Origin of the sequence: Rhodococcus sp. PvP016 (assembly GCF_017832185.1) — a bacterium.
GTDB lineage: Bacteria > Actinomycetota > Actinomycetes > Mycobacteriales > Mycobacteriaceae > Rhodococcoides.
The window spans coordinates 3,461,409-3,480,931 of sequence record NZ_JAFIBH010000001.1; the positions used below are offsets into that span (position 1 = coordinate 3,461,409).

Here is a 19,523-nt window from a genome sequence, read left to right on the forward strand (position 1 = left end):
GGCACGGGATCAGACGAAGATCGTCAGAACGATCCACGTCACGAGGATGCTGGGCAGAACGGAGTCGAGGCGGTCCATCAGTCCGCCGTGACCGGGAAGCATCGTCCCCATGTCCTTGATCCCGAGCTCCCGCTTGACCTGCGACTCGACCAGGTCGCCGAGAGTCGCGGAGAAGACGATGAGCACGCCCAGCAGGGCCCCCACGAACGGGTTCCCGTCCAGCAGGAACGTGACGGTGAGGGCACACCCGACGACGCTGAAGAGCAACGATCCGCCGAGTCCCTCCCAGGACTTCTTCGGGCTGATGGCCGGCGCCATCGCGTGCCGTCCGAACAGGACTCCGGCCGCATAGCCGCCGACGTCCGAACACACCACCGCGATCATGAGCACGAGGACGCGCGAGCCGCCGTCGTCCTCGAGGGTCAGCAACGCCGCGAACGCACCGAACAGTGGCAGCCAGGACAGGACGAAGATCGAGATCGCGCAGTCGCGCAGGTAGTTCTTCGGTGCCACGTCCAGACCACCGGACAACAGGCGCCAGACCATCGTGACCAGCACCGTCGCGGCGAACGCACTGAGCGCGCCCAGTGCGCCGAACGGCCACGCGAGCCAGATCATCGCCTGACCACCGAGGATCAGCGGGATCCGGGGCACCGAGATGTCGGACTCCCGCAGCCGCTTCGTCACCTCCCACGAGGCGACGGCGACCGCGGCCGCGGCGATCCCGATGAACACGAGCGGAACCAGGACCAGGACGACGATGAGCGACACGCCCAGTGCGCCTCCGACCGCGATCGCCGCGGGGAGGTCGCGGCCCGCCCGCGAGGTCTTCGGGGCGGGATCGGCGGTCGAACCGTTGTCGGCCGATACGGACACTGCTTCTCGTTTCACTTCATCTGGGCCACCGGGACGTGCGGAGGTCACACCTCCATCAGTTCCGCTTCCTTGTTCTTCACGATCTCGTCCACCTGCGCCACGTACTTCGCGGTGGTCTTGTCGAGCTCGGCCTCCGCGCGCGTGACCTCGTCCTCGCCTGCCTCGCCGTCCTTCTGGATGCGCTTGAGCTCGTCCATCACCTTGCGGCGGACGTTGCGGATGGACACCTTCGCGTCCTCACCCTTGCTCTTGGCCTGCTTGACGTACTCGCGGCGCCGCTCCTCGGTGAGCTGCGGGATGGAGATGCGGATGATGTGTCCGTCGTTGGACGGGTTGAACCCCAGGTCCGAGTTACGGATCGCGGTCTCGATGGGGCCCAGCTGGGCCTGCTCGTACGGCTTGACGATCACCATGCGCGCCTCGGGCACGTTGATGCCCGCGAGCTGGGTGATGGGGGTCAGCGAGCCGTAGTACTCGACCACGATCTTCGAGAACATCCCCGGGTTCGCGCGACCCGTCCGAATGGACGACAGATCGTTCTGCGCGACCGTGACGGCCTTTTCCATTCTCTCTTCGGCGTCGAAGAGCGCTTCGTCGATCACGACCGTTCCTTCCGAAAACTTCGAGTGTGCAGCGACTGCACGTGGTGACTCACTTGACCAGTGTTCCGATCTTCTCACCCGACACCGCTCGCGCGATGTTTCCCTCGGTGAGCAGATTGAAGACCATGATCGGCATCCCATTGTCCATGCAGAGGCTGAACGCTGTGGCATCGGCCACCTTCAGCCCCTTCTCGATGACCTCGCGGTGCGAGATCTCGGTGTACATCGTGGCGGTCGGATCCTCCCGCGGGTCCGCGGAGTAGACCCCGTCGACACCCTTGGCCATGAGCACCACTTCCGCGCCGATCTCGAGCGCACGCTGCGCCGCCGTGGTGTCCGTGGAGAAGTAGGGCATGCCCATGCCGGCACCGAAGATGACCACGCGCCCCTTCTCGAGGTGGCGTTCGGCGCGCAGCGGGATGTACGGCTCGGCGACCTGCCCCATGGTGATGGCCGTCTGCACGCGCGTGGTGATGCCCTGCTTCTCCAGGAAGTCCTGCAGGGCGAGGCAGTTCATGACGGTGCCCAGCATGCCCATGTAGTCGGAGCGGGACCGGTCCATACCGCGCACCTGGAGCTCGGCTCCGCGGAAGAAGTTCCCGCCGCCGATGACGACGGCGACCTGGACACCCGAACGGACGACGTCCGCGATCTCCTCCGCCACCTTCTGCACCACGTCGGGATCGAGTCCGACCTGACCGCCACCGAACATCTCACCGCCCAGTTTGAGCAGCACTCGGGAGAATCCGGTGCGGGCGGGCGACGACTCGGTCATGAAGGCTCCTGTCCATGGGGCGTGTGCGGGTCGGTGTCCGCACGACACTGTTGCGCCTGATCTTGCCCCATGCGTCGGCACGGGGCGCACATGACTGTGCCGTCCACCCCTCGGGGTGGACGGCACAGTCATGACGTCACTCGGGTGTCACGAGGCTCAGTTGGAGCCGACCTCGAAACGCACGAAGCGCGTGATGGTGACTCCGGCGTCGGCGAGAAGAGCCTTGACGGTCTTCTTGCTGTCCTGGACCGAGGACTGCTCGGTCAGCACGACATCCTTGTAGTAGCCGTTGACGCGACCCTCGATGATCTTGGGCAGCGCCTGCTCGGGCTTGCCCTCCTCACGAGCGGTCTGCTCCGCGATGCGGCGCTCGCCCTCGACGATGTCGGCGGGGACCTCGTCGCGGGTGACGTACTTGGCCTTGAGCGCGGCGACCTGCATCGCCGCGCCGCGAGCGGCCTCGGCTGCGGCCTCGCCCTCACCGGTGTACTCGACGAGGACACCGACGGCGGGCGGGAGGTCCGAGCTGCGCTTGTGCAGGTAGGTCGCGACCGGGCCGTCGAAGGAGACGACGCGACGGATCTCGAGCTTCTCGCCGATCTTGGCCGAGAGCTCCTGCAGTGCGGCGTCGACGGTCTTGCCGTCGAGCTGCAGCGCCTTCAGGGCGTCGACGTCGGCCGGCTTGCCCTCGGCCGCCACGTCCGCGATGGACTGCGCGAAGTTCTGGAACTCCTCGTTCTTGGCGACGAAGTCGGTCTCCGAGTTGATCTCGAGGAGGACGCCGTTCTTCGCGACGACGAGACCCTCGGCGGTGGAACGCTCGGCGCGCTTGCCGACGTCCTTCGCACCCTTGATACGGAGCTGCTCGACGGCCTTGTCGAAGTCGCCGTCGTTGTCGGCGAGCGCGTTCTTGCAGTCCAACATGCCGGAGCCGGTCAGCTCACGGAGCCGCTTGACGTCGGCGGCAGTGTAGTTCGCCATCGTGGGCGAGCCTCCTTGCATTGCTCGTGGAGACGCACGGGTGATGCGTCTCGTGTGTGACGAGAGAGGGGGTGAATCAGAACGAGACCCGGTGCGCCACGAAACGGGCACACCGGGTCTCGACCGTGATCAGTTCTGCGCGGTGGGAACGTCCGCGACGGGTGCCTCGGTCTCGGCGGGAGCCGCCGCACCGTTCGCGCCCTCGGCGGCCGGAGCCTCCGTGACGGGTGCCTCGGTGGCTGCCGGGGTCTCGGCAGCGGCCTGCTGCGTCGCCTCGGCGGCCGGGGAAGCCTGCGAGAGCTGCTCGAGCTCCCACTCGGCCAGGGGCTCGCCGGCACCGACCTCGGGCTTCTCGTCCGTACCGGCGTTGCGGCCGGCACGCGCCTGCACACCCTCGGCCACGGCGGACGCCACGACCTTGGTGAGGAGTGCTGCAGACCGGATCGCGTCGTCGTTGCCCGGAATCGGGTAGTCGACGACGTCGGGGTCGCAGTTGGTGTCCAGGATCGCGATGACCGGGATGTTCAGCTTGCGAGCCTCGGCGACCGCGAGGTGCTCCTTGTTGGTGTCGACGATCCAGATCGCCGACGGGACCTTGGACATGTCCCGGATACCACCGAGGGTGCGATCGAGCTTGGTCATCTCACGCGTGAGCATGAGGATTTCCTTCTTCGTGCGACCCTCGAAGCCACCGGTCTGCTCCATCGACTCGAGTTCCTTGAGCCGGATCAGACGCTTGTGGACGGTGGTGAAGTTGGTGAGCATGCCGCCGAGCCAGCGCTGGTTCACGTAGGGCATTCCGACCCGAGTCGCCTCGGCCGCAATGGACTCCTGTGCCTGCTTCTTGGTCCCGACGAAGAGAACGGTGCCACCGTGGGCGACGGTCTCCTTGACGAATTCGTACGCCTGATCGATGTACGTCAGCGTCTGCTGCAGGTCGATGATGTAGATGCCGTTGCGATCGGTGAAGATGAATCGCTTCATCTTCGGATTCCAACGGCGGGTCTGATGCCCGAAGTGCGTGCCGCTGTCGAGCAGCTGCTTCATGGTAACGACAGCCATAGCTGTGGATCTCTCTTTCGTGTGCCGGTTGACGCGCGAGCACCGTCGATCGCCGAACCCGTGGGTCCGCCGTACCGCCGGTGTGTCGTGCCCTGGCGCTCGTCGTCCGTCGGACCTGCAGTGCAGGACCAGCCGACGAACCCGTGCTCCGGTGGAGGATCGACAGGTGCCGATCCGTACCCGAGCGCGACGAGCGCGCGAAGTCGACCCGTGTGGACAGGCCGCAGAAGTCAGTGTACGTCCGCGACGCCGCAGGTCATAACCGGGTCGACCGCCTGTGCACGGCGGGCGGTCCGTCCCCGGGGGCGGTGGCTCGACGCGGGACCACTGTCGTCGCGTCCGCGAGAGTGCGGAGATGACCTGTCTCCGCTCCGCCCAGCGTCTGTCGTCGCGTTCGGCGCTCGTGTGCGCGGCGCTGACGGCCGCCGCGCTGACGCCCGGCTCCGCGGCCTCCGCGCACACGGACGGACGCCCGTTCGACTGGCCGCTGCAGCCGCGTCCCGCCGTGGTGACCCCGTACGACCCGCCACCCGAGCGGTGGCTGCCCGGCCATCGCGGCGTCGACCTCGACGCGAGCTCCGATCCGAGTCACACCGTCGTCGCGGCCGGGGACGGCGTCGTCGTGTTCGCAGGGGCGGTCGCCGGCCGGCCGGTCGTCTCGATCGATCATGCCGGCGGCCTCCGGACGACCTACGAGCCTGTCGACGCCACCGTCTCGGTCGGTACCCGGCTGCGACGGGGTCAGCCGATCGGTGTCCTCGAGGCAGGTCACGAGGGATGCGTCGCCGCGTGGTGTCTGCACTGGGGAGCGCGCCGCGGCCGCGACTACCTCGATCCCACAGCTCTCGTCGACCGCGATGTGGTGGTGCTGAAACCCCTGATCGATCTCGGGTGACCGCCGTCAGTACGCGCGGTGACGCTGCGGCGTCGACTGCGGCGCGGACGCGTGCCGGCCCTCCGCGTCGGGAAAGTCGTCCGCCATCATCGCCGCCAGGTCCATGAAGGCGGCGCGCGTGCGGGGGCGCAGTCGATCGAGATCGACGACGGAACCCTCCGCCAGATGATCGTCGAAGGGAATCACGACGACGGCGCGGCAGCGCGCGAGGAAGTGCCGCGTGAGTTCGTCCATGTCGATGCTCGCGGCGCCCGGTCGGTGGGCGCTGATGACGACGACAGTCCGCTCGACGAGGTGCGCGTACCCGTGCAGACCGAGCCAGTCGAGGGTCGCGGCGGCGCTCTTGGCACCGTCGACCGCCGGCGAGCTGACGAGCACCAGCGCGTGCGCCAGCGACAGCACCCCTTCCATGGCCGAGTGCATGATGCCCGTGCCGCAGTCGGTGAGGATCAGGTTGTAGTGCGCGCGAAGGGTGTCGATGACCGCGCGGTAGTCCTGTTCGGTGAACGCCTCCGATGCGGCCGGGTCTCGTTCCCCCGCGACGACCTCGAGACGACTCGACGACTGGGAGGTGTGCTCCCTGATGTCGGCGTAGCTCCGGATGGTCGGCCGGGCAGCGAGGAGATCGCGCACCGTGGACATCGTCTGCCGCGGGACGCGTTCTCCCAGCGTTCCGAAGTCGGGGTTCGCGTCGACGGCGATGACGTCGTCGCGACGCAGGGAGGCGAACACCGACCCCAGCCCGACCGTGACGGTCGTCTTGCCCACCCCGCCCTTGAGCGACAGGAAGGCGATCCGGTAATCGCTGCGCAGCGGCTGTCGGATGCGGTCGACCTGCTGGCGGCGCTCCGCCTCGGAGGCCACCGCGCGGTCGCGCGGTCGCCCACTGCCCATGACGCGGTCGAGGGCTCGGCGCCACCCCGGCCGAGTGGAGGACGGGGCCGGTGAGACGAAGGGCGATCCGGGTCGGCGCACCGGACTTTCCGCACCGAAGGCGGCCGAGTCGCGTCGCGGATCCGCGAGGCCCGGTTGGTGCGGTGCGGAAATGTGGGAGGACGGAACAGACGGTCGAGCGAATCGTTCCGGTTCGGGCGGAGACCAGGGTCCGTTCGAACCCGCCCGGCTGCCGGGACCGGAGGAGTGCGCGCTGTCGTCTCGACGGTCCACGGTCCCCACCCTCCTGTCGACGGTCTGCTCCGATTGCCGATCGGGGACGAACGGTGTGGTTCCGAGCGCTGTCACAGTCACATCCCCCGTGCAGACGGTACCAAACGTGCACGAGCGTGCGGGGTTGTCGACAGGACCCGACGTCAGGCTCGCGGATGTGCCTGATCGTGGACTGCGCGCAGCCGCTCCACGGACACATGGGTGTAGATCTGCGTCGTGGCGAGCGACGCGTGACCGAGCAGTTCCTGCACCACGCGCAGATCGGCGCCGCCTTCGAGCAGATGGGTCGCGGCGGAGTGCCGGAGGCCGTGCGGACCCAGGTTCGGGGCACCGGGCACGGCGGACAACACCTCGTGCACCACCGAGCGCGCCTGCCGCTGATTCAGGCGTCCGCCGCGACGCCCAAGGAGCAGGGCCGCGCCGGAGTTCGGTGTGGCCAGGGCGGGGCGGCCCACGGTCGACCACTGCACCACCGCGTCCTCCGCGGGCGCGCCGAACGGTACGACGCGTTCCTTGTCGCCCTTGCCGAGGACGCGGAGCACCCGTCTGTCGAGATCCACGTCGTCCACGTCGAGACCGCACAGTTCGCCGACCCGGATCCCGGTGGCGTACAGGAGCTCGACGACGACCCGGTCGCGCAGGGCCACCGGATCCTGTTGCTGGGCACCGGATGTCGCGGCCGTCATCGCGTCCCGAGCGTCGCGCTCACGCAGCACACCCGGAAGCGTCCGACGCGACGGCGGTGCCGACAGTCGCACCGCCGGATCCGCGGTGAGCGCTCCGACGGTGCACGACCACGCGGTGAAGGTGCGCGCCGAACTCGCTCGACGCGCGAGAGTCGAGCGGGACACTCCCGCGATCGACATGGAGGCGAGCCACGAGCGCAGAAGACGGAGAGTGATCACGTCGTCGAGTGCCGCGGACGGATCTCCGTGCGCGTCTCGACAGAAGCCGATCAGAGCACGGGCGTCACCGACGTACGCGCGCACGGTGTGACCGGAGCGGTTGCGCTGCAGCGCGAGGTGCTCGGTGAATCTCGCGAGGAGCGCGAGGTCGTCAGGATTCGCTGGCAGCGAGTTCTCGCTTCCAGGTACGGAACCCTTCCTCGGTGCGGCCACGACGCCAGTATCCCGATATCGAGGCCCATTCCGCCGTCACGCCACGCTCCTTGCGGATGTAGGGCCGGATCTGGTGCATCACCGACTGCGCCTCACCGTGCACGAAGACATGGGGCTGACCGGGTAGCCACTCCACCGCACGGACGGCGGCGGCCAGCGGTGAGCTGCCCGAATCCTGGTCGCGGTACACCCAGCGGATGTCGACAGAGGCCGGCGCGGCGATCTCGAGGCGGTCCTCGGGACTCGCTGCTTCGAGCACTACTCGCGCGACGGCTCCCGCGGGAAGCGCCGCCAGTGCTGCGGAGATGGCGGGCACGCCTGTCTCGTCACCGGCGAGGAGGTGCCAGTCGGCGTCTGCGCGGGGCGAGTACGCGCCCGCGGGACCGAAGAACGAGAGCTGGTCCCCCGCGGCGGCGCTCAGCGCCCAGGGGCCCGCGACACCCTCGTCGCCGTGGACGACGAAGTCGATGGCGACTTCGCGAGCCTCCGTGTCGACCGATCGCACCGTGTAGGTGCGCAACGTCGGCTCGTCGGCGTCACCGAAGTGCAGTTTGACGTAGCTGTCGGTGAACTCGGACGGCGCGAACTCGTCGAAGTTCGCGCCGCCGAGCACCACGCGCACCATGTGCGGGGTGAGCCGCTCGGTGCGGAGAACGGTCAGGGTGGTCAGTCGTCGCGCCACAGGGCACCTCCATCGGGTACGGATCTCGACGCATCGCGTCGGGCCTCGCCGCCGGTCGGGCGCAAGACGTAGTTAGCCTACCCTAATTCGACGACCGGCCCCGCGACAGGTCAGTGCGCGGCGTCGTACGCGTCCTGGATCTCCTGGCTGATGCGTCCGCGTGTGCTGACCTCGAAGCCGTTCTCCTTGGCCCAGGCCCGCACGTCCTGCAGATTCTGGCGGCCCTTCTTCGGCGCCGCGGCGGATCCGGTCCGGCGAGTCTTCTTGCCGCCCACCTTCTCCGCGTGCTCGATCCAGAATGCGAATTGGTCGTACAACTCGTTGGCGTGCTTGCTGTTGAGATCGATCGAATAGGACACGCCCCCGACCGCGAACTCGACCGTCTCACCCTGACCGTCCTTGATCAGAGAACCGTCGACATCGTCGATCATTTGGACGGTGGTGCGTCGTGCCATTGTTCTGCGCTCCTCGATACCGGGCGGAAAAGAATTTCCTCCAAGATAACAGCCGAGTTGGTCAGCACCGTGACACCGACCCGAAAGGCAGCCGAATCACGACAGCCGGGTCGCGAATTCGACGACCTGTCATCCGCGACCGGCACGGCACGAACGGCCCTGGCGCGGGCGCCGGTACTGTGACGAACACACGCGACGCGGCCACTCCCGTCGACGTCGGCCACGAAGGGTTCACGGATGACCGCACAGGGTTTCTCGGAAACGCGTGCCGCGTCGTCGACGACGAGACCGTACGGTTCGCTGACCTTCGTCGATCTCTTCAGTGGTGCGGGCGGAATGAGTTGCGGCTTCGTACGACACGGCGCGTTCGAGGTCGTCGGCGCTGCGGACGCACAACTGGGTAAACCGAGCAGTGCGCGCGGATCTCTCGAATGCAATGGGTCCTACGAAGCGAATATCGGAACGGTGCCGCACGCAGTGGATCTTTCCGCTGTCACCGGGGCCGAGTTGGCGCAACTCTTTGCACCGCGTCTGAACGGACGACCACTCGACGTACTCAGCGCGTGCCCGCCGTGCACCGGCTTCTCCCGTGCAAATCCTCGAAATCATCTCACCGACGATCCACGCAATTCGTTGGTGGCCCGCGTCGCCGACGCCGTCGAAGCTCTGCGCCCGATCGTGCTCGTCATGGAAAACGCACGAGAATTGGTCGGCGGTAATTTCCGTGGTCATCTCGACGCGTTGGCTCTGCGGTTGGATCGTCTCGGCTACGACGTCGACGCCTCGGTGCACATGCTCAGCTCGGTCGGCCTGCCGCAACGACGCGAGAGATCCCTGGTCGTCGCAGTGCGGCGCGATCACGAAATGCACACTCTCGCCGAATTGTGGGAAGGCACGACCATCGCGCCGGAGGCGATCACGGTGCGCCGCGCGATCGGCCACCTGCCCCACGTCGAGGCGGGCGAGACCGCGCCCGATGATCCGATGCACCTGTCGCCCAGCATCGGTCGTGAGTCGACCCGCCGCCGCCTCCACGCCCTTCCCCACGACGGCGGATCCTGGCTCGACCTCAGGTCCACCCCCGGCGGCGACGACCATCTGACGCCCGCGATGCAGCGCCTCGTCGCCGCCGGGCGCCTGGGGTCGCACCCCGACGTCTACGGCCGACTGTGGTGGGACCGTCCCGCGCCCACCGTCAAACGGGAGTGCGCCCACTTCGGCAACGGCCGCTACACCCATCCCGAGCAGGACCGGCTGTGCACGGTGCGAGAATTGGCCCTGCTGAACGGTTTTCCGGACGACTACGTGTTCCGGGCGCGATCGCTGTCGAACATGTACCGCCACATCGGGGACGCGGTACCGCCGCTCGTGTCCGCTCAGCTCGCCGCGCTGTGCACCTGGATCATCAGCGGGGTCAGGCCGGACCTGCGCGACGCGATCCTGCCCGGCACCTCCCTGCGACCCGAGGACCTGCGCTCGGCGGATCTGGTTCCGACACAGCCCTCATCGGACTTTATCGACGCGCACCCATCCCGTCTCGTCGCGGCCGGCGTGTCCCTCGATCTCGAGGACCACCAGCGCTGACCGCACCGCCGACACGGGCACGCCGGAGTCCACGGACAATTGCTGCACCGTGCGAGCTCCCGAGGCCGGGAACGCGTCGAGCACGCGGGCGGGAGTCTGCGGCAGGCGATCGAGATCGCGGCCGAACAGAGCGTCCCGGTCGTCGTCGTCCTCGACTCCCGCACCCACCGCACCCGCCTCGGCGACCACGTCCCGCGCGCCCGTCACCAGACGCGCTTCGCCCTCGCGGATCATCCGATGGCACCCCGTCGACGACGCGGACGTCACCGGCCCCGGTACCGCCATGACCGGTCGCCCCAGTGCCCGTGCCCACGACGCCGTGTTGCGCGCCCCGCTGCGCCACCCCGCCTCGACCACGACCACGCCGTCGCACAGTGCGGCCACAAGCCTGTTGCGGGAGAGGAAGCGGTACCGGGCGGGTGGTGTGCCCGGCGGATACTCCGACACCACCGCACCCGTCTCCGACACTCTCCGCAGCAGACGCTCGTGCCCCGCCGGGTACGCCCGGTCGACGCCGCACGCCAGCACCGCCACCGTGCAGCCGCCCACGCCCAGCGCGGCGCGATGCGCCGCGCCGTCGATGCCGTACGCGCCGCCGGACACCACCGTCCACCCGTCCACGGCAAGGTCTCCCGCGATCTCACCCGTCACGTGCTCTCCGTAGCTCGTCGCCGCGCGCGTTCCCACCACGGCCACCGCCCGCTCCGTGGACGGCGCCACCGGCGCCGGACCCACCACCCACAACGCCAGTGGCGCACCGCCGTCGCGAGTGGGCAGCGCCCCGTCCGGCCGCTCGAATCCGAGGAATCGCCACGCCGGCCACTCCTCGTCCGACGGCACCACCAGCCGGCCGTCCATCGCGGCCATCAGGTCGAGGCCGGCCGCGGCGGTGTCGAGATGCGCCCGCGCCGACACGCGGTCCCACACGGCCTTCGGCACGTCCCCGGTGCGCATCGTCGCCGCGGCGTCCACCACTCCGCGCGAGGCGATGAGCTGTTCGACGGCGCGCGACGGCCCCTGCACCACCGTCGAGACGTACGCCCACGCCAGGGTCTCCGGATTTCTCGCTGTGCTCACACACCACTCCCCTGCTCGCGAAAACTCATCGCCGACGCCACGCACTCGGGTCCCGGAGACATCCGCCCCTCGAGGTCGCCGAGCGTCCATGCCAACCGCAGGATGCGGTCTGCACCCCGGGCCGTGATACCGCCGCGGCGCAGCGCCCGTTCGATCGGGATCAACGCTTCTCGTTCCAGCCGGAATCGCTGTCGCAGTGCCGATCCGGGCACCTCGGCATTGGTCTGCCAGCCGAACTCGGACCACCGTTCCGCCGCCGCCTGCCGCGCTGCCGTCACTCTGCCCCGCACCACCTCGGTGGTCTCCCCCACATCGTCGGTCAACATCCCCGTCGCCGCGGGCTGCATCGACAGCCGCAGGTCCACCCGGTCGAGCAGTGGTCCGGACAGCTTGCCGAGGTAGCGCCGACGGGCGTTCGGCGCACACACGCAGTCGGCGGTCCGCGGCGAGGCGCACGGACACGGATTGGCCGCCAGCACCAGCTGGAAGCGAGCGGGATAACGGGCGACCCCGTCGCGCCGCGCGATGCGCACCTCACCGTCCTCGAGCGGGGTGCGCAGTGCCTCGAGCACGCGCACCGACATCTCGGCGCACTCGTCCAGGAAGAGCACGCCGTGGTGTGCCCGACTCACCGCACCCGGCCGCGCCATGCCGCTCCCGCCGCCCACCAGGGCCGCCACCGAGGTGGTGTGATGCGGCGCGATGAACGGGGCGGTGGTGATCAACGGGCACTCCGCCGTGAGCGTCCCGGCGACGGAGTGCACCGCCGTCACCTCCAGTGCCTGACCCTCCGTCAGCGGCGGCAACAGGCCGGGCAGCCGACCCGCCAGCATCGTCTTGCCGATGCCGGGCGGGCCCGTGAACATCAGATGGTGTGCGCCGGCGGCCGCGACCTCGAGAGCCCAGCGCGCCTCGGACTGTCCGACCACGTCGGCGAGATCGCCGTACCGGGGCTCCGGACCCGGCCGGATCGGCATCGGTTCCGGCAGAGTGCACCGGTGCGAGAGCCACTCGATCACCTGTCGCAGGTGTGCGGCTCCGAGGACCTCGATCCCGCCCACCAGGCCCGCCTCGGCGAGGCTGTCCTGCGGCACCACCACTCGGGTCCATCCCGCTCCGCGTGCGGCGAGCACGGCGGGAAGGACCCCGCGCACGCTGCGCACCCGGCCGTCGAGTGCCAGCTCGCCCACCAGCACCGTCGAGGCCAACAGACCCGGCGGCACCACCTTGGCGGCGCCGAGCACCGCGCACGCCAGCGCCAGGTCGTACACGGATCCCACCTTCGGGAGCGTCGCCGGCGACAGCGCGAGCACCACCTTGGACGCGGGCCAGCTCTGGCCGGAGTTGTTCACCGCGGCCCGCACTCGGTCCCGTGACTCCTGCAGCGCCGCATCGGGGAGTCCGACGACGTGCACGCCCGGCAGGCCCCGCCCCACGTCGGCCTCGATCTCCACCAGGATGCCGTCGATGCCCGTGACGGCGACCGAGAACGTCCGTCCCAGCGCCATCAGAACGCCGCCCTCAGATGCGAGAGCAGAGGCCCCCGGCCGTCGGCGATCACGACCTCCACGACGTCGAACCGCACCGGCACCCACGGACCGGACCGTTCGGCGAGCCACAGCCCGGCCAGCCGGTGGATGCGCTGCGCCTTCGCCGGCGTGACCGCCTCGGCCGGTGTGCCGTACCCGTCGCCGGAGCGGGTCTTCACCTCGACGAACACGATGGTGTCACCGTCCACGCCGATGATGTCGACCTCGCCGTGCCGGCACCGCCAGTTCCGGTCGAGAATGCACAGACCCACCGTCGTCAGATACGACGCGGCAGCCTCCTCGCCCGCTCTGCCCATTTCCGCGTTCGTCGCCATGGCTCCCCTCGCCGACCCGGTGCCCGGTGGTGGGCACATCCGGTGTCGAAGCACGACTGTGCAGGCACGCGGCGACCGTGCCGGGCCGCCGACCTGCGGCCGCAGAAATCCCGGGGATGACGATCGACCCGGGGATGAGGGCCACCGAAACTCCCTGTTGCGCGGCGCTCGGCCGCGGGGTTTGCGATGATCGGGTCATGAACACTGCACGCGACTCGTCGGCGAGCGGGACGCCGTCCGGCAGTGAGTTCCTTCTCCGCCGGGTGCCGGACGATCGGCGGCCCGCTCACCCCTATGCGCTGCTCTGGACGTCGAACGATGCGCTGGGGCGGGAATCGACCAGGGAGGTGGGGTGCGGCGACTACTCGTGGGCGCTACGGACGGCGCGCATCCTGTCCATTCCCCGCGCGTCGATCGAGCACGACCAGCGCGGCGGTGTGGACGACGGCTACGAGGGGTGGCACCTCAACGCGCGCATCCTGGGAACGGATCAGCGCTGACTCACTCCGGCAGTCTGAGATCCGGCTTGTCGAGTTCCTCGATGTTGACGTCCTTGAACGTGATCACCCGGACGTGCTTGACGAAGCGCGCGGGTCGGTACATGTCCCACACCCATGCATCGGACATCCGCACCTCGAAGTAGATCTCGCCGTCCGCGTTCCGCGGGATCATCTCCACCGAGTTCGCTAGATAGAAGCGTCGCTCGGTCTCCACCACGTAGGTGAACTGGCCGACGATGTCGCGGTACTCCCGGTACAGCGACAGTTCCATCTCGGTTTCGTACTTCTCGAGATCCTCGGCACTCATGCCGCCATCATCGCGCATCGGCGCCCTCGCGTTCCCATCGACCCCGCTCCTGCGGCGACGCCGTCGGTGCGGCGCCGGCGTCCTCGAGGCAGGCGACGTTCGACCACGAGCGACGGTGCTCCCGGCTCGCCCCGAGACGGGCGAGGGCGTCCGTGTGCAGCGTCGTGTTGTAGCCCTTGTGCACGGAGAAGTCGTAGCCGGGAATGTCTCTGTCGAGTGAGCGCATGATGCGGTCGCGGTGCACCTTGGCGAGCACGCTCGCGGCAGCGATGCAGGCCGCGGTGGCGTCGCCACCGATCACGGGAAGTGACGGCGCCGGGAGCCCGGGCACCCGAAAACCGTCGGTCAGGACGTACCCGGGGTCGACCGACAGTCCGGCCACGGCGCGGCGCATGCCCTCGATGTTCGCGACGTGGATGCCGATGCGATCGATCTCGGCGGCGGGGACGGTGACGATCGAGTAAGCCGTCGCCCAGCGAATCACCTTCGGGAACAACGACTCCCGCATCTTCTCACTCAACTTCTTCGAGTCGTCCAGAAGGTCCAGCGCGGCGCGGGCGCGATCGCCCAGAATGCACGCGGCGATGACCAGCGGGCCTGCACAGGCGCCACGACCCGCTTCGTCCACGCCCGCCACGGGCCCGAGACCCGACCGGAGAAGGGCCGACTCCATGGTGCGCATGCCACCCGCACGCCGGATGACGGTGCGCGGCGGCCACGACGTCCGGGAGAGCCGTGTGGTCGTCGATCTCGGGGTGGTCGACTTCATTGGCCCCGAACTCACTGCCCCTGGATGTCCGGATCGTCGATGAGACCCCAGCGACCGGGGGGCAGCACGATGGCCTGCGCCTTGCCGATCACGTTGTCCAGCGGGATGGTTCCCTGCAGTTCGTCGGCGACGTGGAAGCGCGAGTCGGCGGAGTTGCTGCGGTTGTCACCCATGACCCACACGTTGCCCTCGGGCACGGTGACCGGCCCGAAACACCGCCCGGAACGAATAGGCGTGTCGCACGTGAGCGTGCCGGGGACGAAGTCGAAGTCCATGGTGATGTACGGCTCGTCGAGCGGCGTGCCGTCGACGAGAACGCGCCCCTGCTCGTCGCAGCACTCGACGGTCTGACCGCCGGTGGCGATGACACGCTTGACCAGATCGTTCTCGTCCGGCGCGACCAGGCCGACGAGGGATCCGAGTTCCTGAGCGCCGCGGACGACGACGTTGGACGACCGCGTGGAGACGTAGTCGCCGTCCCAGGACGGCGGTCCGCGGAAGACGATGACGTCACCGGCTGTCGGATCGCCGAAGCGGTACCCGATCTTCTCCACGACGATGCGGTCACCGGTGCAACCGTTGCAGCCGTGCAGGGTCGGCTCCATCGATTCCGAGGGGATCAGATACACCCTCGCGACGAAGGTCTGCAACAGGAAGCTGAGCACCAGAGCGACCAGGATGAGAATCGGGAGCTCACGCCAGAAGGACCGTGGCTTCTTGGTTCGCTGCGCCTCGTCGTTGTCGTCGCCCGCGCGCTCGTCCGTCACGGGTCAAGATTAGCGGCAGCGCCGCGGTGCAGAACGGCCGGGACGCAGAACGGCCGGACACCGGGGAACGAATCCCCTGTGTCCGGCCGTCCAGCGAGTGGAACGCCGAAGATCAGCGCTTCTCCTTGATCTTGGCCTTCTTGCCGCGCAGCTCGCGCAGGTAGTACAGCTTCGCGCGACGCACGTCACCGCGGGTCAGCACGTCGATCTGGGCGATGTTCGGGGTGTGGACGGGGAAGGTGCGCTCCACGCCGACGCCGAAGGACACCTTGCGGACCGTGAAGGTCTCGCGGATGCCGCCACCCTGACGCCGAATGACGACGCCCTTGAAGATCTGCACGCGCTCCTTGGAGCCCTCGATGACCTTCACGTGCACGTTCAGTGTGTCGCCCGGTCGGAACTCGGGAATGTCGCTACGCAGCGACTGCTTGTCCAGGAAATCCAGGGTGTTCATGGTTCATCCTTGCTGTGACGAGATCTCGAGCAGAGGACCCGAGCGGCTGCCGTCGGCGGATGCCGTCGACGCTCGACTGGTTCGTACTCCGAATAGGTGTCCACCGGTTGCCGGGCATGCAGGTAGCACGCCCGGTGTCAGGCAACCCCACGATTGTGCCAGAGAACCGGTGGCCGACGAAATCGGCCGGATCAGCCCGCACCGACCGGCTCGCGATCAGGGCGCGACTCCCCCGGCGCCGGCGCCGGAACGACGATGCGATCGAGTTCGTCCTCGGCCGCGGCGCGCACGTGCGCGACGTCGGGCGTGCCCGCGATGGCGTCCTGCATCCAGATCTTCGCTCGGACGACGGGACGGCGCAGGTTGCGCTCGCGCCGCAGGGCTTTCTCCATCCGCCGCGGGCGTCTGGTGTAGCGCCAGCGCGCCCAGGGTGACCCCGGCCGGCCGATCCGGATGGCACCGATCACGAGCAGCGGCAGGAAGAAGAGCCCGGCGAGCCCGGTCCAGATCTTGCCCTTCGCGAGGACGATCGCGGCGAGAAGGAGGTTGAGCGCAGCCAGGACGACGATGATGCTCCGCACCGCGACGCTGGGATCGTCACGGAAGCCGGCAACGTCGAAGAACTCCAGCGGTTTGAGACCGAACAGCAGCATGACGGTGGCCGCCACGGCGACGAAGACCGCGTCGACGGAGGTGCGGCCCTGCTCGGCCCAGTACACGTCCTCCAGATAGAAGATGAGCGCGAACTCGTCGAGCACCAGTGCCGCACCGACACCGAAGAACGCCGCGAGCGCCGCGCCCGTGGTCTGGGTGCCGTCGACGTACACGGTGATCATCGCGATGCCCGAGACCAGCATGGCGACCACACCGAACACGACGTGATGCACGTGGTGCCCGCCCGGCGTGACGTTGCCCGGCCACCAGGACACCTGCGCGCGGATCATGCGGACGCTGAACCGGATGAAGACGAACCCGGCGATGAACCCGACGAGAAAGAACAGCAGCGGAATGCGCCCCTCGTCGGAGACGTGGTGCATCCACCGCTCCATCACAGCGCCTTCCTGCCGTGCCTGTCCTGTGACGAGGAAGTCTATCCGCGCCGCCGCGACACCCTCTACTTTCCGAAGCCCGCCTTCCGCAGGGCATCGGCCATCGATCCCGTTGCCGCGGCCGGTGCCGAGGACTGCGCTCCCTTGCGCGGTCCGGCTCCGGTCTTCTGCCGGTTCCGGGCGCCCTGGCCTCCCGACCCGCTGCGCTGCCCGCCCTGCGGCCGACCGTCCCCGCCGCGTGAGGCCGATGCCGCTGCAGTGCCGCCGATCTCGTCGTTCAGTCGCAGGGACAGGCCGATGCGCTGGCGCGGCAGGTCGACCTCCATGACCTTCACGCGAACGACCTGTCCGGACTTGACGACGTCGTGCGGGTCCGAGACGAAGCGGTCGGACATCGCCGAGACGTGGACGAGTCCGTCCTGGTGCACACCCACGTCGACGAAGGCTCCGAAGGCCGCCACGTTGGTCACCACTCCCTCGAGCACCATGCCCGGTTCGAGGTCGGCGACCTTCTCGACACCGGCCGCGAAGGTGGCGGTGGCGAACTCCGGACGCGGATCGCGGCCGGGCTTCTCGAGCTCGGACAGGATGTCGGTGACGGTCGGGAGTCCGAATCGGTCGTCGACGAACTCCTGCGGACGCAGAGACCGCAGCACCCGCTCGTTGCCGATCACCTCACGGACCCCCACGCCCGCCCTGTCGACGATGCGGCGCACGACGGGATACGCCTCGGGGTGCACGCTCGACCGGTCGAGGGGGTCGTCGCCGTCGGTGATGCGGAGGAACCCTGCGCACTGCTCGAAGGCCTTGGGCCCGAGCCGCGGAACCTTCTGCAGCGCGGATCGGGACCGGAAGGGGCCGTTCTCGTCGCGGTGCGCGACGATCGACTCGGCGAGCGTGGTGGCCACGCCGGAGACGCGCGCGAGCAGCGGCACACTCGCGGTGTTGACGTCGACACCGACCGCGTTCACCGCGTCCTCGACGACGGCGCCCAGGGACCGCGCCAGCATCGATTCCGAGACGTCGTGCTGGTACTGCCCCACGCCGATCGACTTCGGGTCGATCTTCACCAGTTCCGCGAGGGGATCCTGCAACCGACGGGCGATGGAGACCGCGCCGCGGATCGAGACGTCGAGATCGGGCAGTTCGCGCGACCCGTAGGCGGACGCGGAATACACGGAGGCGCCGGCCTCGGAGACCATCGCCTTGGTGAGCTTCGCGTCCGGATACTTCGCGATGAGCTCCGCCGCCAGCGCGTCGGTCTCGCGCGACGCGGTGCCGTTGCCGATGGCCACCAGATCGACACGGTGCTTCGCCGCCAGTGCGGCCAACGTGGCGAGCGCCTCGTTCCACTTGCCCTGCGGCTTGTGCGGATAGATGGTGTCGTACGCGAGCACCTTGCCGGTCGGGTCCACGATCGCGACCTTGGTGCCTGTGCGGAACCCGGGGTCGAGGCCCATGGTGGTGCGACTGCCGGCGGGAGCCGCCAACAGCAGATCCTTGAGATTGGAGGCGAAGACGTCGACCGCGCGCTCCTCCGCGGACTGTCGCAGGCGCATGCGGGTGTCGATGCCCAGGCTGACCAGCAGCTTGGTCCGCCATGCCCACCGCACCGTGTCGAGCAGCCACCGGTCGGCCGCACGGCCGTGGTCGCCGATACCGAAGCGCGCCGCGATCCGGGTCTCGTACACCGACGCGTTACCGGGTGCGGGTTCGTCGGAGTTCGGCTCCGGATCCATCGTCAGGGAGAGCACTTCCTCCTTCTCGCCGCGCAGCACTGCCAGCACGCGGTGGGACGGAACGGAGGTGAAGGACTCGGAGAACGCGAAGTAGTCGGAGAACTTCGCACCGTCCGTCTCCTTGCCCGGTCGCACGGCGGAGGTCAATCGGCCGCGGGTCCACATCAGCTCGCGCAGCGACCCGACGAGGTCGGCGTCCTCGGCGAAGTGCTCGACGAGGATCGCGCGCGCACCGGCGAGCTGCTCGTCGTCGAAGGACGTCGGATCGGTGGTCGGATCGGACAGCAGGGCGTCCGCCACGGGCTGGTGGCCGGCCTCGCGCGCGATCTGCGCCTTGGTGCGGCGCTTCGGTTTGAACGGGAGGTAGATGTCCTCGAGACGCGCCTTGGTGTCCGCAAGCATGATCGAGTCCTCGAGCGCGTCGTCGAGCTTGCCCTGCGAGCGGATGGACTCGAGAATCGCGGCGCGGCGCTCGTCGAGCTCGCGCAGGTATCGCAGCCGCTCGTCGATCGTGCGCAGCTGGGTGTCGTCGAGCGTGCCCGTGACCTCCTTGCGGTAGCGCGCGATGAACGGCACCGTCGCGCCCCCGTCGAGCAGGTCCACGGCGGCGCGTACGCGCTCCTCCGCGACGTCCAGTTCCTCAGCGATCCGGCGATTGACAGATTTCACAGCGGTCGTCACGGCGATGGACCCTACCGCGCCGGTACCGTGGAGTGACGGTGCCGCTCCGGGTTCCGAGCGCCGACGCGCCCGGTACGTCCACTCTCGAATGCGGGGGCACCCGATGACAGAACGGTAGT

General features: G+C 68.8%; 21 protein-coding genes. 3 read left to right on the forward strand and 18 right to left on the reverse strand.

Going from position 1 to position 19,523, the window contains the following annotated elements; translation table 11 throughout:
* Nucleotides 1-9: 9 nt before the first annotated feature.
* From JOE30_RS16105 to rpsB, 5 genes are all read right to left on the reverse strand, one after another.
* Complete coding sequence (locus JOE30_RS16105; RefSeq protein WP_307806201.1) at nt 10-876, reverse strand: phosphatidate cytidylyltransferase; 867 nt, start codon at nt 874-876, stop codon at nt 10-12.
* A gap of 44 nt (nt 877-920) precedes the next feature.
* Entirely contained in the window at nt 921-1,478 is a 558-nt protein-coding gene (frr, locus tag JOE30_RS16110) for a ribosome recycling factor (protein ID WP_027505038.1), read from the reverse strand.
* 49 nt (nt 1,479-1,527) lie between these two features.
* Nucleotides 1,528-2,385, reverse strand: coding sequence for a UMP kinase (pyrH, locus tag JOE30_RS16115; RefSeq protein WP_371831679.1), 858 nt, complete (start codon nt 2,383-2,385; stop codon nt 1,528-1,530).
* 24 nt (nt 2,386-2,409) lie between these two features.
* A complete protein-coding gene (gene tsf / locus JOE30_RS16120; RefSeq protein ID WP_027505036.1) occupies nt 2,410-3,234 on the reverse strand; it encodes a translation elongation factor Ts in 825 nt (274 codons plus the stop codon).
* 129 nt (nt 3,235-3,363) lie between these two features.
* Nucleotides 3,364-4,296 carry a 30S ribosomal protein S2 gene (rpsB, locus tag JOE30_RS16125; protein WP_204867842.1) on the reverse strand — a complete coding sequence of 311 codons (933 nt, stop codon included), beginning with the start codon at nt 4,294-4,296 and terminating at the stop codon, nt 3,364-3,366.
* A 355-nt stretch (nt 4,297-4,651) separates the two neighbouring features.
* Between rpsB and JOE30_RS16130 the strand changes: the two genes are divergently transcribed.
* On the forward strand, nt 4,652-5,191 hold the full coding sequence (locus JOE30_RS16130; protein WP_204867844.1) for a M23 family metallopeptidase: 540 nt from the start codon (nt 4,652-4,654) through the stop codon (nt 5,189-5,191).
* Between the two features lie 6 nt (nt 5,192-5,197).
* Here the strand turns inward: JOE30_RS16130 and JOE30_RS16135 are convergent, their stop codons facing one another.
* The 4 genes from JOE30_RS16135 to JOE30_RS16150 form a co-directional block, all read right to left on the reverse strand.
* Complete coding sequence (locus JOE30_RS16135; protein WP_307806202.1) at nt 5,198-6,166, reverse strand: MinD/ParA family protein; 969 nt, start codon at nt 6,164-6,166, stop codon at nt 5,198-5,200.
* Nucleotides 6,167-6,501: 335 nt separating this feature from the next.
* Nucleotides 6,502-7,431 (reverse strand): tyrosine-type recombinase/integrase, encoded by a 930-nt coding sequence (locus JOE30_RS16140; RefSeq protein WP_204870461.1) that lies wholly within the window; start codon nt 7,429-7,431, stop codon nt 6,502-6,504.
* The gene (locus tag JOE30_RS16145) at nt 7,415-8,158 is read right to left on the reverse strand and encodes a siderophore-interacting protein (RefSeq protein ID WP_204867846.1); all 744 of its coding nucleotides are present in this window, start codon (nt 8,156-8,158) and stop codon (nt 7,415-7,417) included. The genes JOE30_RS16140 and JOE30_RS16145 overlap by 17 nt, the downstream gene beginning before the upstream one ends.
* A gap of 110 nt (nt 8,159-8,268) precedes the next feature.
* Entirely contained in the window at nt 8,269-8,613 is a 345-nt protein-coding gene (locus tag JOE30_RS16150) for an Lsr2 family protein (RefSeq protein ID WP_204867848.1), read from the reverse strand.
* Between the two features lie 237 nt (nt 8,614-8,850).
* Between JOE30_RS16150 and JOE30_RS16155 the strand changes: the two genes are divergently transcribed.
* Nucleotides 8,851-10,197: a DNA cytosine methyltransferase gene (locus JOE30_RS16155; protein WP_204867851.1), complete on the forward strand. Its 1,347-nt coding sequence runs from the start codon at nt 8,851-8,853 to the stop codon at nt 10,195-10,197.
* On the opposite strand, the gene dprA is transcribed toward JOE30_RS16155, so the two are convergent.
* The 3 genes from dprA to JOE30_RS16170 are packed head-to-tail and all read right to left on the reverse strand — an operon-like array spanning nt 10,117 to nt 13,138.
* A complete protein-coding gene (gene dprA / locus JOE30_RS16160; RefSeq protein WP_307806203.1) occupies nt 10,117-11,274 on the reverse strand; it encodes a DNA-processing protein DprA in 1,158 nt (385 codons plus the stop codon). The two genes, JOE30_RS16155 and dprA, sit on opposite strands and share 81 nt — an antisense overlap.
* Nucleotides 11,271-12,782 carry a YifB family Mg chelatase-like AAA ATPase gene (locus JOE30_RS16165; protein WP_204867854.1) on the reverse strand — a complete coding sequence of 504 codons (1,512 nt, stop codon included), beginning with the start codon at nt 12,780-12,782 and terminating at the stop codon, nt 11,271-11,273. Before JOE30_RS16165 ends, dprA begins: the two co-directional genes overlap by 4 nt.
* A complete protein-coding gene (locus tag JOE30_RS16170) occupies nt 12,782-13,138 on the reverse strand; it encodes a YraN family protein (protein ID WP_204867856.1) in 357 nt (118 codons plus the stop codon). Before JOE30_RS16170 ends, JOE30_RS16165 begins: the two co-directional genes overlap by 1 nt.
* 197 nt (nt 13,139-13,335) lie before the next feature.
* Between JOE30_RS16170 and JOE30_RS16175 the strand changes: the two genes are divergently transcribed.
* Nucleotides 13,336-13,638, forward strand: coding sequence for a hypothetical protein (locus JOE30_RS16175; protein WP_204867859.1), 303 nt, complete (start codon nt 13,336-13,338; stop codon nt 13,636-13,638).
* A gap of 1 nt (nt 13,639) precedes the next feature.
* Here JOE30_RS16175 and JOE30_RS16180 read toward each other — a convergent pair whose 3' ends face one another.
* The 6 genes from JOE30_RS16180 to JOE30_RS16205 form a co-directional block, all read right to left on the reverse strand.
* The gene (locus tag JOE30_RS16180) at nt 13,640-13,945 is read right to left on the reverse strand and encodes a DUF2469 domain-containing protein (RefSeq protein ID WP_027505026.1); all 306 of its coding nucleotides are present in this window, start codon (nt 13,943-13,945) and stop codon (nt 13,640-13,642) included.
* Nucleotides 13,946-13,952: 7 nt separating this feature from the next.
* Nucleotides 13,953-14,714, reverse strand: coding sequence for a ribonuclease HII (locus JOE30_RS16185; protein WP_204867861.1), 762 nt, complete (start codon nt 14,712-14,714; stop codon nt 13,953-13,955).
* A gap of 11 nt (nt 14,715-14,725) precedes the next feature.
* On the reverse strand, nt 14,726-15,481 hold the full coding sequence (lepB, locus tag JOE30_RS16190; RefSeq protein WP_204867863.1) for a signal peptidase I: 756 nt from the start codon (nt 15,479-15,481) through the stop codon (nt 14,726-14,728).
* Between the two features lie 112 nt (nt 15,482-15,593).
* Nucleotides 15,594-15,935 carry a 50S ribosomal protein L19 gene (rplS, locus tag JOE30_RS16195; RefSeq protein ID WP_204867866.1) on the reverse strand — a complete coding sequence of 114 codons (342 nt, stop codon included), beginning with the start codon at nt 15,933-15,935 and terminating at the stop codon, nt 15,594-15,596.
* A 191-nt stretch (nt 15,936-16,126) separates the two neighbouring features.
* Complete coding sequence (locus tag JOE30_RS16200; RefSeq protein ID WP_204870462.1) at nt 16,127-16,984, reverse strand: hypothetical protein; 858 nt, start codon at nt 16,982-16,984, stop codon at nt 16,127-16,129.
* Between the two features lie 65 nt (nt 16,985-17,049).
* Nucleotides 17,050-19,404 (reverse strand): Tex family protein, encoded by a 2,355-nt coding sequence (locus JOE30_RS16205; protein WP_204867868.1) that lies wholly within the window; start codon nt 19,402-19,404, stop codon nt 17,050-17,052.
* Between the last annotated feature and the right edge of the window lie 119 nt (nt 19,405-19,523).

Excerpts from the sequence above, each read along its gene's own strand:
- pyrH (WP_371831679.1), bottom strand. The coding sequence starts at position 2,385 with ATGACTGTGCCGTCCACCCCGAGGGGTGGACGGCACAGTCATGTGCGC.
- tsf (WP_027505036.1), bottom strand. The coding sequence starts at position 3,234 with ATGGCGAACTACACTGCCGCCGACGTCAAGCGGCTCCGTGAGCTGACC.
- rpsB (WP_204867842.1), bottom strand. The coding sequence starts at position 4,296 with ATGGCTGTCGTTACCATGAAGCAGCTGCTCGACAGCGGCACGCACTTC.
- JOE30_RS16130 (WP_204867844.1), top strand. The coding sequence starts at position 4,652 with ATGACCTGTCTCCGCTCCGCCCAGCGTCTGTCGTCGCGTTCGGCGCTC.
- JOE30_RS16150 (WP_204867848.1), bottom strand. The coding sequence starts at position 8,613 with ATGGCACGACGCACCACCGTCCAAATGATCGACGATGTCGACGGTTCT.
- JOE30_RS16155 (WP_204867851.1), top strand. The coding sequence starts at position 8,851 with ATGACCGCACAGGGTTTCTCGGAAACGCGTGCCGCGTCGTCGACGACG.
- JOE30_RS16165 (WP_204867854.1), bottom strand. The coding sequence starts at position 12,782 with ATGGCGCTGGGACGGACGTTCTCGGTCGCCGTCACGGGCATCGACGGC.
- JOE30_RS16170 (WP_204867856.1), bottom strand. The coding sequence starts at position 13,138 with ATGGCGACGAACGCGGAAATGGGCAGAGCGGGCGAGGAGGCTGCCGCG.
- JOE30_RS16175 (WP_204867859.1), top strand. The coding sequence starts at position 13,336 with ATGAACACTGCACGCGACTCGTCGGCGAGCGGGACGCCGTCCGGCAGT.
- JOE30_RS16180 (WP_027505026.1), bottom strand. The coding sequence starts at position 13,945 with ATGAGTGCCGAGGATCTCGAGAAGTACGAAACCGAGATGGAACTGTCG.
- JOE30_RS16185 (WP_204867861.1), bottom strand. The coding sequence starts at position 14,714 with ATGAAGTCGACCACCCCGAGATCGACGACCACACGGCTCTCCCGGACG.
- rplS (WP_204867866.1), bottom strand. The coding sequence starts at position 15,935 with ATGAACACCCTGGATTTCCTGGACAAGCAGTCGCTGCGTAGCGACATT.
- JOE30_RS16200 (WP_204870462.1), bottom strand. The coding sequence starts at position 16,984 with ATGGAGCGGTGGATGCACCACGTCTCCGACGAGGGGCGCATTCCGCTG.